This is a genomic window from Fervidobacterium pennivorans DSM 9078 (genome assembly GCF_000235405.2).
Lineage (GTDB): Bacteria > Thermotogota > Thermotogae > Thermotogales > Fervidobacteriaceae > Fervidobacterium > Fervidobacterium pennivorans.
Genome location: NC_017095.1, coordinates 133,170 through 148,477, shown reverse-complemented (window position 1 = coordinate 148,477; position 15,308 = coordinate 133,170). Strand labels below are relative to the sequence as shown.

Genomic DNA, 15,308 nt, shown 5'->3' with positions numbered 1-15,308 from the left:
TCCCTCCTACTTCGTTAGTAAACCTTTTATTAAGCACTGTAATCTTTCAGAAACCGCTTTATCCAAAACTTTCTCTGAGGAGAAAACCCTTTCCGTTGCCATCAATAAATGTTTGGTCATTTCTATTCTCGACAATTCGGGATTCCCACTGATGATCGCGGTAACAATTCTCTTGTGTTCTTCTTCCGTATTTTTGTACGCAATACCTACCTTCGTCGTGATCTTAATAACCTCAAAAGCCTTATTCATCACGGCATTCTGGAGGCTTTCCAGAATACTGTTTTTAGCGGCCTTCGCAATTGCAAAATGAAGCTCCTTGTCATACTCAACTCTCTTGATGCTCTTTCGACTTGTGTTCAAGTATTTGTCAAGCGCCTTTTGAATCCTTTCGATATCTTCTTCAGTTCGTCTAAGGGCAGCGAAAGCAGCCAACTCACTTTCAATTGCAAGTCTTGCCTCCATAACCTCAAATATTTCCAGTTGCTTTGAAATTATTAAATGTTTCGTAAACCTCTGAACAATTGACAAATTCAGCTGTTCCGAGATAAAATTACCCTTCCCCCAGCGCTTCTCAACAATTCCCAGCATTGCAAGAGACGTTATCGCTTCTCTTAAGGCCACTCGACTGACACCCAGTCGTGAAGCCAACTCTCGCTCCGGTGGTAACGCCTGTCCCGGTTTAAGTTTGCCACTCGATATTAATTTAACGATTTCCTCAACAATCTTTTCGGAGGTTTGGGTCTTATCAATCTCCTCAAACAAGGAGTTCACCCCTCACTTTTCAATGTACATACGTTTAAGAGAACCCAAAAAAGCATCAAACTTCTCATCGTACGTTTCAACTAACTCTTGGTCCGGTGTCACGATCATTCCTTCCTTAACAATATGATTTGTAGCGTCATTCAACGAATCAAACCAGCCTAATGAAACACCTCCCAACATCGTAGATCCAACGAGAGCGGGTTCTTCAAACCGTGAGACCTCAACTTCCTTCTTAAGAACATTCGCAAGTATGTAAAGCCATTGCTTCAACTTTGTTCCTCCACCAGACACAGTCACTCTCTCAAAACCAATGCCTTTTTCTATAAGGGGTTCTACCATCATTCGCAACGTGAATGAAATACCTTCCAAAGCTGCTGTGAGTATATCTTCAGCAGAAATCTTATATTCAAGCCCTTGAATCATCCCTTTTGCTTCGCTACCGAACTCCAGTCCCCTCTCACCAGTTATATAAGGATGGAATAGCAATCCTTTGACCGGTTTAACTTCATGTGAACGAAATTTATCAAGGTTTATCCTTAAAACTTTCCTCAGCCATTCAATTACAGAACCTGCGTTATTCACGGAACCTCCAGGGAACCACCTACCGTTGCACAGATACAAAGTCTGAGTCTTAAGCATGGGGGTGGAAGATATGAAAGGCCGCTCTGAGATAACTCGAACCATCCCTGTGGTTCCGAGGTTTACTACAGCTCTTCTTTTATTCCCAAAAACACCACTAGCAAGAGCTACAGCTCCACCGTCGTACAAACCCATTACCACTCCAACATCTCTTGGCAACCCGAGATAGTCAGAAATTTCCTTTTTCAACGGAATCACCGTGTAAGGTGAAAGTATCTCAGGCAGGTTATTTCTACTTATTCCCAAAAAGCTTAAAATATCATCATCCCAGTCCAAGGTAAACGTATTGAAGTACCCTGTTGACGAAGCCGTACTTGGTTCAGTCGCAAGCTTGGAGGTCAAAAGAAGAACGATGTAATCCTTACACGACACGAACTTCACTTTCCTTAGATCCTCAATTTGAAGCCTCCTTAGGCTCCAAAAAACCTTTGCAAGCGCGGTATGAAACGTTGGAGGCATACCTGTTCTTGAGTAAATGAAGTCTCTATCGAAATAGCCCTTAAAGTCGCACATAACTTCTCTGATTCGTGTATCTGCTAAGGTAATCATATTCGAATGCGGAACATTATTCGAATCAAGCAACATCAAACCAAAGATATATGTGGATGGAACAATAGCGGCTACACGCTTTTCAAATCCATCAACTACTTTCTTCATCGTTTTCTGCAAAAGTCTTGAGAGGTCTTTAACATTATGCTCAGCTTTTCCGGACGGGTCAACATCCATCCTAATCTTGTTTCTACAAGACCTCAGGATATTACCTTCTGCATCAACCAATCCCGCTTTCAAGTAAGTCGTTCCAACGTCCACAGCAAGAATCAAATCTTTTTCCATCCTTCTTCCTCCAGTTTCTTTATTACTGCAACATTCACTACTTCCTCCGGTATTATTCTTTCTTCAGCTCGAAGAACGTCACTGACCACTTTGTCACCCATAGCCTTTATACTTTCAAAAGTGTACGCCGCAATATGAGGTGTGACCACGACATTATCAAATCTCAAAAGAGGATGCTCCCCGTTTATCGGCTCACCCTCAACAACGTCGAGCCCTACACCAGCAACCTTGCCGGATTCTAACGCTTGAATAAGCGCTTCTTGATCAATTAGTTCCCCTCTCGAAGTATTTACTATGTACACGCCTTCTTTCATCATCTCGAATTCGTTTGTAGACAGAATATGGTAATTTTCCTTTGTGTACTTCGCGCAGATGAATATTACATCGGACAATTTAACGAGCTCGTTAAGTTCTACCTTTCTTGCATTAACGTAACTCATATTTTCTTCAGCCACAAATGGGTCATATACAACAACATCTGCATTGAAACCAAAGTGCACGATTTCTGCAACACGGCTTCCAATATTCCCAAATCCAATTATTCCCACTGTCTTACCTTTCAACTCAATTCCGAAGAACTTTTGTCGTTCCGACCACTTTGATTGCAACACCTTGCTATACGACTGAGGAACTTTCCTCAAAACTGACATACAAAGGGCTATCGCATGTTCTGCAACCGCCTCGCGTTCAGCACCTCCACGAACCTTGGTTACTATAACTCCCTTCTCCGTCGCTTTACCTACATCGATGTTGTCATACCCAAGGCCGTGTCTTGATATCAGTACCAAACCTTCGACATTATCAAAAAACACGCTATCAAAGAAAGGTGTTGTACTTGCAATTATGTATTTAAAACCTTTAAGAACATCTGCCAACTCTCTACCACTCAATTTCGGTGGTAAATCGAACCTCTGAACGTCAAACTTTTGTTGAAGTATTTCAACATGCTCAGGGAAATACTTTCCGAAACTGCTTGAATTGACAATTGCAACTTTGCTCTTCACACGAGACACCTCCATAGATTGACTAGATATACAAGGTATGATGGTATAGTGGTCTTACCAGTTTCGTTACGTATCATATCACTCATACGTTCCATTTTCCAAGAGTCATGAGTTACAAATAGCGACGGTTATCTTCGTCAATCTAAACATTTCTTTTGCTTCCTTTCATTTATGGAAATTCTCTTGAAATTTCGCAAAGCTAACAAAATTTCTATCATAGGTAAAGTTTACATTTAGCTTAGGATTCCACAAAACTATCAAATTTCTTAGTAAAATTCTGCACGTGTGTTGACATGGAATTTTTCAGGTATAGTAGGAGTGGCAATCGTATGTTGAACTTTGGAAATGAACCAAGATAACAAAAGCCCCCACCAAATCATGATGAGGGCTTGTAATTGCGTCGTGCTTCTTGCACAACGGAGATATTCTGTTTAGTCTTAGAGTCAAGGGAATATCTTCAAACACGCAGGTCACTACTGCTTCAAAATCTCCACTATCCTGTTGCCTGCATCGCCATTTCCATACAGCCCTGTTGGATATGGCCTTTCTTGAGAAGAAAACACAGCATCGTAAATTCCTTCACCATCTGCTAAGATGTTCCACTCACTCTCAACAAGCTCTCGCCAGCTTGTATCCGGCATTACAACAACAGCTCGTTTGCCTGCAAAATACGCTTCTTTCTGTAACCCACCACTGTCGGTAATAACCTTCCAAGATTTCTTCACCAAGCCCATAAGGTTCAAATAATCGATTGGGTCGATTACTGTAACATTTTTCAAATACCCATCCAAACCAAATTCAGAAATTCTCTTACGGGTTCTTGGATGGACTGGGAAGACAACTTTAATCTGCTCTGCAACTTTTGCAACCTCGCTCAAAATCTTTTCAAACTTCTCTTTGTTATCCACATTGAAATCTCTGTGGAGGGTCATAACGATATAATTCTCTTCTTCAAGACCTAAAAGCTCGAATACATCGTATTTAAAAGTCGGCTCCATCATCAAAAACAAATCGTACATTACATCACCAGTAAAATACACACCATCAACGATTCCTTCCTTTTTCAAATTCTCAACAGCAAGCTTGGTCGGACAGAACAAATACTTTGAAACCCTATCTGTAAGCACCCTATTAATCTCTTCAGGCATATCCTTTGGCTCTTGTCTCAAGCCTGCTTCAACATGCGCTACAGGAATCTTCAATTTTGCACCAACAATTGCACCAGCGAGTGTGGTATTGGTATCACCATACACAACAATCACATCTGGCTTTTCTTCAAGAACGCCCTTTCAAATTCAATCATAATCTTTCCAGTCATTTCGCCATGTAACCCTGAACCTACGTTCAGATAATAATCGGGCTTACGGATATCAAGTACTTCAAAAAACACATCACTCATGTTGAAGTCATAATGCTGTCCTGAATGAACCAAAACTTCTTGAACTCCCGCCTTTTCAAACTCCTTGTGTAAAACCGCTTCCTTAATAAACTGTGGCCTTGCACCGACTAAGGAAAGAACTTTCATTCTATAACCTCCCAAATCACGTTTGATAATGTTAACTAAAAGTATTGAAACTTTCCAAAAACTGCATTATCCTTATAAAGAGGGGACACCCCCCAACCAACTCTCGACAAAGGAGGTATCCCGATATGAACAACTCAACGCTCTCTTGTCCAAAATGCGGTTCCACCAGCTTATACAAAAACGGTCATGACAAATACGGTAACCAACAATTCCTTTGCAAACTCTGCCATCATTCTTTCAAACTCTCCCATTCTCAAAAACGCAAAAACTTCCCTTTCCCTTATCCCAAATGCACTTCTTGTGGTAAATCTATGCAAATTTACAAAGTCCGTCGCTCTTTCGTTGTCTTCCGTTGTAGAGCTTGTCGTACCAAAGATAGAGTACCTTTTAACCTCCCCGAACCAGTCACCCTTATTCCTGAGAAATTTAAATATTTCCGCTTCCCTATCTTTTTCGTCTTAAAGGCTTTTGTTTTGTATATGAAACACAATATGTCTTATCGCTCTCTTGCTCATTCTCTTAATATCAAAGTATCTCATGTCACCATATACAAATGGGTTATTAAATTGTGTACTTTATTCTCTGTACTTTTTCCAACATTTACCATCGAAAATGTTTTCTCAGTTCATGCTGATGAAACTGTTCTTGTGTTCAAAGAACAAAAGTACTATGTTTGGCTATTAGTTGATCACGAAACTAACTTAATTCTTTGTTGGCATGTCTCAAAGTATCGTGATATGGGACAAGTCAAAGTATTGCTCGAGAAGTTCTTTGGTAATTCAAAACCTAGAAACATTGAACTTATTACTGATGGACTTGGTGCATATGAAAGTGCAGTAAAGCTGTTGTTCAGAAATATCAATCACGTAGTGGTACCGCTCGGTAAAAACAATCAATGTGAATCTAAGTTTTCATTGTTGAAAGACTTTTTCCGACTCAAGCGAGGGCTGAAGAATACGAAGAACTTAGCGAAATATATTCAAGGATTTTGTGTAGTGAAGAATCTTTGGAAAACGCACAATGGCAATATCAATCGCATTCTTTCACAATTACACTCTTTCATCACTACAAGTTAACACTATCTCACGTTTATTTTTTACCCAAGGACAAATTCGACAAACTCTTTCTCTTTCGTCTCATCCCAAACAAACTTATTCTTGTGTCTTTCAACATTCTCAATAAGTTTATCGTAGTTGTTATAGGCATCTAAAATCTTTTTCACGGAACCTTCAACATCCTTCGGCTCTATCACCACACCTATCCCCAATTCTTCAACTATCTTACTCATTGACACAAAACTCTGCTTAACAATTACCGGTGTTCCTGCGGCTATCGAATCGTAGAATTTGTGTGGTAAAGACCACAAGTCATTCTTGTAGTCTTCCCTTTCTATCGTTTTAAATGAAACCAAGGAAAATGCTGCTTTCGATATTTCTTTCATCATCTCATCGTATGGCAGAAAACCGGTGTAGACATGCTCTATATTTGAGAAAACGTTCGACTCCATGCCTATTATTTTGAAAATAAATCCTTCGTTAATAAGCTTTTTAATTGCTTGTTCTTCATCACCAAGAGCTCTTGCTACCTTCCCAACAAAAACTATTTCCTTGTTTTTCTCTCTACTACAGACCGCTATACTTGCATAGTTTGGCACGACTAAAACATCTTTCTTTCTTTCACCCAGCGAATATCTCATCTGCTCTGGAGAAACAAATATCAATTTATCGGACAAATCTATCTGCCTTTCAAATAATCTTCTCACCACATTAATTTTCAACCTTCCAACTGGTCCAGAAAGTGTTAATAAGAAATTCTCTGGGTGGTATTCATGAATATCGTATACTACTCTTTTTCCAATGCTCTTAGCATATTCAAACGGCTCGATCGGTTTCGATGGTAAGAAATGATGCATGTACAAAACATCAAAATCGGTATTCTTTATCAAATCAACAACCTGCTTATCAAACTTTCTTCGCCTTTGAAGTTTGGCTAAAATGTTCTTCGTAGGCTCACTTTTCTTTTCAATAGGCACATAGCGCACATTTCCTTCTTCATATTCACTCTCTTTTTCTTTCACCACATATTGATAAATCACCTTTGCATACTTTGAAAGTGCCTGAACGGTCCTGTAAACCCTCTTGTCGTATTTCGAGTGCATATAACCAATTATCAAAACTTTTTTCATATAATCACCTCAGAACTGAACTTAGGATCCTCTCAGATGCATATCCATCACCAAATGGATTTTTCAACGTACCTGGAACAAACCGTACCGCTCTGTTTAAAGCAGCATATACACTTTCTTCTTCTGTACCTGCCAATATTCCGAATCCGCTCTCTATCAGCTCCGGTCTTTCCGTTGTCTTTCTACACACAACGACGAACTTTCCAAACGTTGGTGCCTCTTCTTGGATTCCTCCGCTGTCCGTTGCAACAAACTTCGCATCTTTGAGCAAAGCGGTGAGCTCCACATAATCAACGGGTTCTATCAAATGCGCATTTTTACAGCCATCTAATTCAGTATATACAATATCTCTAACTTTTGGATTCTTGTGCACTGGAAAGACGATTTCTATCCCCTCTTTTTCAGAGAATTTTCTTAACGCCCTCAATATATTTCTCATTCGTTGACCTATGTTCTCTCTTCTGTGCAAAGTCACAAGAAAGTAATTCTCATGGTCTATTATCTTCTTTCTCACGCTCTCAAGGTCAAAATGATTTACAACGTACATCTGAGCATCGATTACGGTATTGCCTGTAACGATGATTCTTTTCTCATCAAACCCTTCTTTTAAAAGCGTCTCCTTAGCTCTCTGCGTTGGTGCAAACATTTTCTCGGAAACTTGATCGATAACCCTCCTATTCATCTCTTCAGGGAACGGGTCGTACAAATCCCCACTTCTAAGACCTGCCTCAATATGCCCAACTTTCACACCTCTATTGAACGCAGCAAGTGCTGCTGCCATTGCCGTAGTTGTATCGCCCTGAACAAAAATCCAATCATAGTGCCTTTCTTTTAACAACTCCTCGAATCCACGAACGACCTTATACATCACCTCATTGAGCGTTTGATTTGCTGTCATGATATTCATATCGATATCCGCTTCAACGTTGAAAATCCCCTTCATCATATCGACCATTTCCCTGTGCTGACCAGTGCAGATAAAATCAGCCTCAATGCCATCTTTTTCCATTTCCTTTGCTTTCAAATATACAGGTGCAACTTTAATAATCTCTGGTCTTGTACCAAAAACAATACCTATTCTCACAAAGGCACCTCCAAACTATTGATTGTAAATTTTCCATCGGTCATTTATCAGAAACCCTTTAGTCTTTTGGCGACAACTTCTTCGTAAATTTTTTCCATCTCCACATTATTCTCCCAAGTATTTGAGCCTCTCAATAAATCATTGGTGCGTCATATCCATTTAATAGCATATCAACAACTTTTTTGGCAACTCTACCTTCAAACTTTGGCCCTTTTTCAACCACAAACTCTGTTACTCACATATGGGCAGAAATATGTAAGCAGTAAAACTTTCATAAAGCACCTGCAAAATTTTGTCATTCCATTCTCACCATCACATACCTTTCAAACAACGGATCAATTATTTGGTATTTTCCCCTACCGAACTTTTCGATTATTCCACGCTCGGTAAGCTTCTTAAGCAAGTTATTTAACGTAGTGGCATTCGGGATTTTGTATTTCTGAAGGTTGGCAATACTAAAATAACCATCTGTTTGCTCACTAATTAATTTTAGCACATTTTTTAAATATTTGTATTCAAGCGTTTCAATTATTAACTCATACCCATACGATTCCCTTTCACAAAGGCCATCGAAAATAACATCTATTTCTTCCTTGCTTATCAGCTCCCCTGCCTTATCCCATAGCTCATAGCACAGAAGTTGGAGAAAATATGGATGTCCTTTCGTGAGCCCATATATCCTCTTTGCATCCTCCAATGTTATCTTTTTTCCAGTGCTATTAAATTTTTCAACGATATACTCAACACTCTCATCTTCAGGAAGCATCTTTCCAATATCTACTCGCAAACACGAATGATACAAAACCCCTGACTCTTCAAAGAATAACTCTTCAATCATGTGCTTCATTGAACCTGAGAAAACAAACACTACATCTTTTTGCGTTTGGTATAAACTTCTCAAACTTTCCGGTAGCTTCTCATTAATAGATTTATAAGCCTGAAACTCATCGAGCACAACAACTAACTTCTTCTTTAAATCTTTTTGCACACCTTCCAATAGTTCATACATCTGCTCAATGAGTACCTCATCGCTTAAATCGTTATCTATCGAAAACGAAATCCCACCAACATCAAAAGAAAAACTCACATGCTTTGCAATATGCTTAAGATACCTACCCACAAAGCTCATAGGGTTTTTACCTTTCAGCAACTCGTATGCCTGCTTCATCATCTTCTGCACAAAACCTTTCAATGAAAAAGAACCAAACAAATCAAGATAAATTACAGGGTACCCACTCTCAACAATGAACTTTTGGAGCAACCAAGTTTTACCAAACCTTCGTGGACCAACAACCACAACATTGTTCCCACTCTCAACTGCATTGCACAAATAACTATATTCTTCCTTTCTATCAATAAAATTCTCTGGAGTGTACGTCTTGCCAATCTTAAACGGATTAACAAAACTCCCCATACAACCACCTCCAATTAGTTGTATCCATCCTTGTGACAAAAAATTTTCCAAAAATAGTGCAAAATTGGTAGATACATCTAATTGACGGGTGGTTTTATAATTTTGCAACATATCCCCCTTGACACAGGGGCTTAAATTTTGGTATTATATGTATACATTAGTATACATATCCCCCACTGGTAACCATCCTCAAAAAAACTCTCTGCAAGGAGGTTTTTCCAATGGAACAACAAAACGAACAAAAGCACGTTCAAAAACAATTTGCGGATGGGGCAGCAGAAGAAAAACTCCCGGCAGAAAAATGCTCGGAAGACATCAACCAATGGCACAATAAGGTTCTTAGCTACAAACATCTTGTCCGTCGTTGGACTGCTTACTTTTGGGGTATCAACAAAGCCTTCCTTTATTCTTACGAAGACCTTGAACAAACAATCTGGTATATTCTCATGGTAGGCTTACAAGAATTTGACGGAAGGGGTGATGAAGAACAATTTCTCAATTGGTACATACGAAACAAGGTTGTATCGATAATGATGTACGGCAAAAAACCCCCAAAATGCACACACTTGCCATTCACACCCATTCGCTTTGACTACGTCTCTCCTGACGAGTTGGCAGAAGTCAATGAACTATTTTACTCTGATGGAGAAGATGACTAAGCAGAAAATACCAAAAAACCGACCGGGGTATCCCTGGTCGGCTATTTTAATTCAGGCATGGAACTGGTCATTTACAACATTGTTGGATGAACACCTTCCAAAAAGTACAGTTGCTTTTCTCTTAGGTGTTTATGAGCATAGTGTTCAAACTTGGATCAAAAACTTTCTAATTTCTGGCATTGTTGAACATAAGAAAGGTAGACCAAAGAAACATAATACCTCTTCTCGACGTCCTTTTATCAAGAGCCAATATTCACTTGACACTCCCAATTCCCTAAAGGGGGTGGGATTCTTAGCTGCTCATTTAGGCTGCCTTCCATGGAGCGTTTTTAACTCCATGGCCACAGAGGTGTGGTTTAAACCTCACTCCTCTGACGGGTGCCAATCCCGCTACTACTTGGAATTTTTTTCCAAGATACCTTTGCAAAATGTTTATCGCGCCTACTCCGTCCCTGTGATATCTAAATCCGCAACTCTTGCATTCATAGTTCCGACCATCTGCATGATTCTTGTCGCCACATACTGGGCAGATCGGGCTCGTATATTCTTCTGGGACAAGTTTCACTTCACTCCCCAGTACCTGTGCTTGATAATGTTAACTAAAAGTATTGAAACTTTCCAAAAACCGCATTATCCTTTAAAGAGGGGACACCCCTCAACCAACTCTTGACAAAAGCAGGTCCCCCAAGATGAATAACTCAATGCTTTCTTGGCCAAGCAGTATCATTTGGTAAAAACATGTGTGAATCCAAGTTTTCATTGCTGAAAGACTTTTTCCGACTCAAGCGAGGACTGAAGAATAAGAAGAATTTAGCGAGACATATTCGAGGTTTTTGTGTAGTGAAGAATCTTTGGAAAACGCACAATGGTAATATCAATCTCATTCTTTCACACTTACACTCTTTCATCACTATAAGTTAACACTATCTGTTTTTCCGAAATACTTCTCGATTTTTTTCATCATCAGCACATCATTCTTTTTCATTTTTCCGGGAGATAGTATAAGATTCGAGATTTTCGTAGAACTTGTCGTTTGTGTATAACTTTTTCTTTTACAATAATATCCCCTATAGTGAATTGAATTATTTCAATAAGCCAACACAACCAATAAAAACACACCAAGAACGATTGCCCTTCAGCTAGTAGGAACTACAGCAATATCAGACGTCCCCAGTGAGCTTTCTGACTATCAGAAACGATGCTACTTTAGAAAAACGTCTGGTTCAAATATTTTCACGCCTAATCTTGCAAAATGTTTCTTGTCAAAAGTTATTACTCCATCTGCATCTGAGCTTAGAGCATGTTGCGCAAGGTATGCGTCAATAAAATCCACGTTCCTTGACTTGAGCCCTCAAGAGCCAAGAGCACGTTGTCCCTTTCCTCACATTCTATACCTCTTGATGACACAAATACCGACAAAGTATCTGCGATTTGGGATTTTGCAATTTCATAAAACGATTCTAATACCCATACAACCTCAGCAATGGTTATCACAGATACTAATAGTGTAATTTCTCCCTTATCCGCCATATCCATTACATGCTTTGCTTTTGGTGACAATTCATCGTTATCGTTGAGCAAGTATCTTAGGATGATGTTTGCATCAATCCAGTATTTTTTCATCTCTTCATCCTCTCACTTTCCCTCTTAGCCGTCCACATCTTTTTGGTGTTCTCTGTCTCATCTTCCAAACTTGAAAACTTCACACCTGATTTTAAAGAGCCGTACAACTCAGAAAGTCTTTTCCTTTTCACTATTTTCATCAGAATAGTTCCATCATCAAGCATACGGAAGATGACCAAATCTCCCGTCTGGGCACCTATTGCCTTTCGTATTTTTGCTGGAATCTGCACCTGACCTCTACTTGAAATAATAGCGGAAGACTGTACAATTTCATGCATTACTATCACCTCCTGGATAATTATATTATATCATGTTATTCTAGCTTTATTATGCAAAATCTATAATGACATTAAAAATTTGGAAAGGTGTTTCTAGCAAAGACAACTTGCAAATACTAAGAAAATCGCTCAGAAGAGAAATGTAAAAACGATCTAGGATCACGAAAGTCTGGGCAAATTACAGACTGGCAATTTACAAACCAGCAGTAGGAAGGAAATTTTACTGAGAGAAAACCTCCCTAGAAAATGCATAAATGTTTGTATGATTTGCTGGGAAACTCACTGAAAACCGTCAAAGCAATAGTCAACATTAACGTCGAGACCATGTGCAAAGACTGGGCTATGAGCAAACAAAAACTCTACCAAGTTCTCTATGCAATGCCGCAAGTCGGTTTAATTACAATTACTTAAAATCACCGGCTGAAAAGCCAAGCTCCAAAGGTTCAAAGATATTCTTCGCTGACCCTGTTATTTACAATGCCTTAGAACCTTAGAAACAGAATGTCTTCACATTGAAAAATCGTGGAACACTATTGGCTGAAAAAGACGAAATAAAAGCAGATTTAATTTTCAACGAGATTCGCTTGGAAATCGGAGGAGCAAACAAAAACCCAAAACTGGCAGATTTTGCCATCCGAGACGATATAGACCTGCCTGTTAGAAATTGTATCCCGATGTGGGTGCTTGGAATGGGGTGGTAAGGAGCTGTTTGTGGTCTTTGTATTCATGGGGTATACCAAAACTTTGCAAAATCAAACTGTTTGCCTACAAAAGAATATCTCCAGAAGTCCTGGTTTAACCTCAGGCTTCATATGATTACCTCAAAAGTCCCGCCTTTAGAACATCCAAAAACTCTTTTTTTACTAGCGTAAAAGGTTCTTTGTAAACAATTATCGTAATTATTATCCCCAATGTTCCCAAAACCATATTCACCGCAACGTTGTTTTGAAACGTCTCAATTAACGCAACAGTTGTCATCAAAACAGTTACCAGTGTAACTTTCTTCAAATTGTATCCTGCTTTCGGATGCAACTTCATCGCAACTAAAGTCCTCATCCAGAAAAATACAATATACGATACCCCGGTTGATATTGCTGCACCTCTGGCTCCGTAAATCGGGACTAATACTGTATTTCCGATGTAGTTTGTTAAAGCGGAAACCATCGTTATCAACACATGCCAATAACTTTTTTTCTTAAAGTTTATCCACACTACCGTTGTTTCAGAAATAGAATACATTATTGGCAAGAATGCTAAGAATGGAAACACCATACTACTTTCTCTATATGACTTTGCCAACAACAAAAACAATATATCTTTAAACCCCAAAAGAAGAAAACCAACCGAAAACATAACAAAACTTACCATTTCATTGGCTCTCACAAAGAATGATGTATCCTGATTATCCTTTGAGTATCTTTCATACGCTGTTGGTACCCAGAATGTGGTAAAACCACTTTGTACTAAGGTTAGTACTTGTACAACCTTGAAGGCCGCACTGTAAATTCCTATCTGCACAAATGTGCTATATTGCCTTAGGCTTATTCGATCTATTGAACTAAACAACCAAAACAACAACATGGTTGGCACAAATGGAGCGCTATACTTAAGAACTTCTTTTAACTCTTCTTTCCTTGGTTTCGTTACCCTCCAATAGCTCTTCCCTTGAGAAATACCTACTAAAAGTGCAAGCAGTGTTCCAACAAGTCCTCCCAAAATTACCGAGTAAAATGTGCGACTGATCAGTGCAAAGATTATCGTAAAAACTGTTGTTGAAATGGCGGCAACTATGTCTATCAAAGAATAGAGCATCCCTTTCTTTAACATCCTTACTATCAATTGGTTGTACCTTTGGAACAACGACAGGTATATATTTACAACGAGTATGAGGTTTATAAAATCATATCTCTGACCATACAACACTACGCTGATTCTGTCCGACAGAACTAAGACAAACAGCGAGAGAATAGTAGCAATAAAAACAGAAGGCAAAAGACATGACCAAAGAAGTTCATTTTTCCTGTCTTCTTCGTAGTCATAAAAAAATCTTACGAAAGCCTGGTCGGTTCCAAAAAGCACAGTTGTGTTAATTACACCAAAAGCTGTTGCATACATCGCACTTTTACCAAATTCTTCAGGATTTATCAAGTAAGTGATTATTGGTGTTGTGAAAATAGAAATGAACGCACGCAACCACGTGCCAATTGAAAAGGAAAGAAAAGATTTAAAGTATTTTCTCGTGCTCATTTATGGCCTCCTTAGGAAGGGTATAACCTTGTTTCAGTCTATCGTTATACATTCTTCTGTAATACTCTAAGTATTCCCCATTGATTATTTCTTTCCACCATTGTTCATTATTCAGATACCACTCTATGGTTTTTTCAACTCCCTTTTCAAAACTCACTTTGGGCTCCCAACCAAATTCTTCCTTCATCTTACTTGTGTCCATCGCATACCTTAAGTCATGTCCAGGCCTATCTTTCACAAACTTTATCAAACTCTCAGGTTTTCCCAGCTTCTCGAGTATCGTCCTAACAACATCTATGTTCTTCTTCTCACAATTTCCTCCAATATTGTAAATCTCCCCTTCCTTTCCCTTTTGTAAGATTATATCCACTGCCTCACAGTGGTCTGTCACATATATCCAATCTCTTACATTCTGTCCTGTCCCATATACCGGAAGCTCTTTGTCATTTAATGCATTGATTATCATCAGCGGTATCAACTTTTCAGGAAATTGATACGGTCCATAATTATTTGAACACCTTGAAATTGTCACAGGTAGTCCATACGTTCTGTAATAAGCAAGTGTAAGCAAATCTGCTGATGCTTTTGATGCTGAATATGGCGAAGATGGCCTTAGGTTATCTGTCTCTTTGAACTTCAATTCAGGTCTATCAAGTGGCAAATCACCGTACACTTCATCTGTGGAAATTTGATGGAACCTCTTAACACCAAATTTTCTGGACGCATCGAGTAAAACTTGAGTACCGAGTACATTTGTGACAAGGAACACATCAGGAGTTTCTATCGACCTGTCCACATGTGATTCTGCTGCAAAGTTCACTACTACATCAAATCTCTCTTGCTCAAATAAATCAAAAACGAACTTTCTGTCAGCAATATCACCTTTGACAAATCGAAAATTTTTATACTCCATTGCTTTCTGCAAATTTGCCAAGTTACCTGCATACGTTAGCTTATCCAAGCAAACGTATTCATATTCAGGATGGTTTTCGAGCATGTAATATATGAAGTTTGTTCCAATAAAACCTGCACCACCGGTGATAAGGTATTTCAT

The 15,308-nt window shown here is 39.0% G+C and carries 14 protein-coding genes and 2 pseudogenes; 4 read left to right on the top strand and 12 right to left on the bottom strand.

What is annotated here, in order from left to right; genetic code table 11:
* Window positions 1-6 precede the first annotated feature (6 nt).
* From FERPE_RS00650 to wecB (FERPE_RS00635), 4 genes and pseudogenes are all read right to left on the bottom strand, one after another.
* Window positions 7-762 (bottom strand): FadR/GntR family transcriptional regulator, encoded by a 756-nt coding sequence (locus tag FERPE_RS00650; protein ID WP_014450758.1) that lies wholly within the window; start codon window positions 760-762, stop codon window positions 7-9.
* Window positions 763-774: 12 nt separating this feature from the next.
* Window positions 775-2,235 (bottom strand): gluconokinase, encoded by a 1,461-nt coding sequence (locus tag FERPE_RS00645; protein WP_014450757.1) that lies wholly within the window; start codon window positions 2,233-2,235, stop codon window positions 775-777.
* Window positions 2,220-3,239 (bottom strand): D-isomer specific 2-hydroxyacid dehydrogenase family protein, encoded by a 1,020-nt coding sequence (locus FERPE_RS00640; RefSeq protein ID WP_014450756.1) that lies wholly within the window; start codon window positions 3,237-3,239, stop codon window positions 2,220-2,222. Before FERPE_RS00640 ends, FERPE_RS00645 begins: the two co-directional genes overlap by 16 nt.
* 473 nt (window positions 3,240-3,712) lie before the next feature.
* Window positions 3,713-4,764 (bottom strand): annotated as a pseudogene (gene wecB, locus FERPE_RS00635) (non-hydrolyzing UDP-N-acetylglucosamine 2-epimerase).
* 125 nt (window positions 4,765-4,889) lie between these two features.
* Here wecB (FERPE_RS00635) and FERPE_RS10530 point away from each other — a divergent pair.
* Window positions 4,890-5,840: a DDE-type integrase/transposase/recombinase gene (locus FERPE_RS10530; RefSeq protein ID WP_011993230.1), complete on the top strand. Its 951-nt coding sequence runs from the start codon at window positions 4,890-4,892 to the stop codon at window positions 5,838-5,840.
* A 20-nt stretch (window positions 5,841-5,860) separates the two neighbouring features.
* On the opposite strand, the gene FERPE_RS00625 is transcribed toward FERPE_RS10530, so the two are convergent.
* From FERPE_RS00625 to FERPE_RS00615, 3 genes are all read right to left on the bottom strand, one after another.
* On the bottom strand, window positions 5,861-6,949 hold the full coding sequence (locus tag FERPE_RS00625) for a glycosyltransferase (protein ID WP_014450754.1): 1,089 nt from the start codon (window positions 6,947-6,949) through the stop codon (window positions 5,861-5,863).
* A gap of 4 nt (window positions 6,950-6,953) precedes the next feature.
* On the bottom strand, window positions 6,954-8,033 hold the full coding sequence (gene wecB / locus FERPE_RS00620; protein ID WP_014450753.1) for a non-hydrolyzing UDP-N-acetylglucosamine 2-epimerase: 1,080 nt from the start codon (window positions 8,031-8,033) through the stop codon (window positions 6,954-6,956).
* 295 nt (window positions 8,034-8,328) lie between these two features.
* Entirely contained in the window at window positions 8,329-9,447 is a 1,119-nt protein-coding gene (locus tag FERPE_RS00615) for an AAA family ATPase (RefSeq protein ID WP_014450752.1), read from the bottom strand.
* Between the two features lie 221 nt (window positions 9,448-9,668).
* Between FERPE_RS00615 and FERPE_RS00610 the strand changes: the two genes are divergently transcribed.
* Window positions 9,669-10,106 (top strand): hypothetical protein, encoded by a 438-nt coding sequence (locus FERPE_RS00610; protein WP_014450751.1) that lies wholly within the window; start codon window positions 9,669-9,671, stop codon window positions 10,104-10,106.
* A 304-nt stretch (window positions 10,107-10,410) separates the two neighbouring features.
* On the opposite strand, the pseudogene FERPE_RS10300 reads toward FERPE_RS00610, so the two are convergent.
* Window positions 10,411-10,698 (bottom strand): annotated as a pseudogene (locus FERPE_RS10300) (zinc ribbon domain-containing protein); the annotation flags it as partial.
* A gap of 146 nt (window positions 10,699-10,844) precedes the next feature.
* Between FERPE_RS10300 and FERPE_RS10525 the strand changes: the two are divergent.
* Entirely contained in the window at window positions 10,845-11,027 is a 183-nt protein-coding gene (locus FERPE_RS10525; RefSeq protein ID WP_231882302.1) for a DDE-type integrase/transposase/recombinase, read from the top strand.
* Window positions 11,028-11,399: 372 nt separating this feature from the next.
* Here the strand turns inward: FERPE_RS10525 and FERPE_RS00600 are convergent, their stop codons facing one another.
* Both FERPE_RS00600 and FERPE_RS00595 read right to left on the bottom strand, forming a co-directional pair.
* Window positions 11,400-11,729: a type II toxin-antitoxin system VapC family toxin gene (locus FERPE_RS00600; RefSeq protein WP_014450750.1), complete on the bottom strand. Its 330-nt coding sequence runs from the start codon at window positions 11,727-11,729 to the stop codon at window positions 11,400-11,402.
* On the bottom strand, window positions 11,726-12,007 hold the full coding sequence (locus FERPE_RS00595; RefSeq protein ID WP_014450749.1) for an AbrB/MazE/SpoVT family DNA-binding domain-containing protein: 282 nt from the start codon (window positions 12,005-12,007) through the stop codon (window positions 11,726-11,728). Before FERPE_RS00595 ends, FERPE_RS00600 begins: the two co-directional genes overlap by 4 nt.
* Window positions 12,008-12,519: 512 nt before the next feature.
* Here FERPE_RS00595 and FERPE_RS10420 point away from each other — a divergent pair.
* Window positions 12,520-12,708 carry a hypothetical protein gene (locus FERPE_RS10420; RefSeq protein WP_155804071.1) on the top strand — a complete coding sequence of 63 codons (189 nt, stop codon included), beginning with the start codon at window positions 12,520-12,522 and terminating at the stop codon, window positions 12,706-12,708.
* A 115-nt stretch (window positions 12,709-12,823) separates the two neighbouring features.
* On the opposite strand, the gene FERPE_RS00590 is transcribed toward FERPE_RS10420, so the two are convergent.
* Window positions 12,824-14,254: a lipopolysaccharide biosynthesis protein gene (locus tag FERPE_RS00590; RefSeq protein ID WP_014450748.1), complete on the bottom strand. Its 1,431-nt coding sequence runs from the start codon at window positions 14,252-14,254 to the stop codon at window positions 12,824-12,826.
* Window positions 14,232-15,308, bottom strand: coding sequence for a dTDP-glucose 4,6-dehydratase (rfbB, locus tag FERPE_RS00585; RefSeq protein WP_014450747.1), 1,077 nt, complete (start codon window positions 15,306-15,308; stop codon window positions 14,232-14,234). The genes FERPE_RS00590 and rfbB overlap by 23 nt, the downstream gene beginning before the upstream one ends.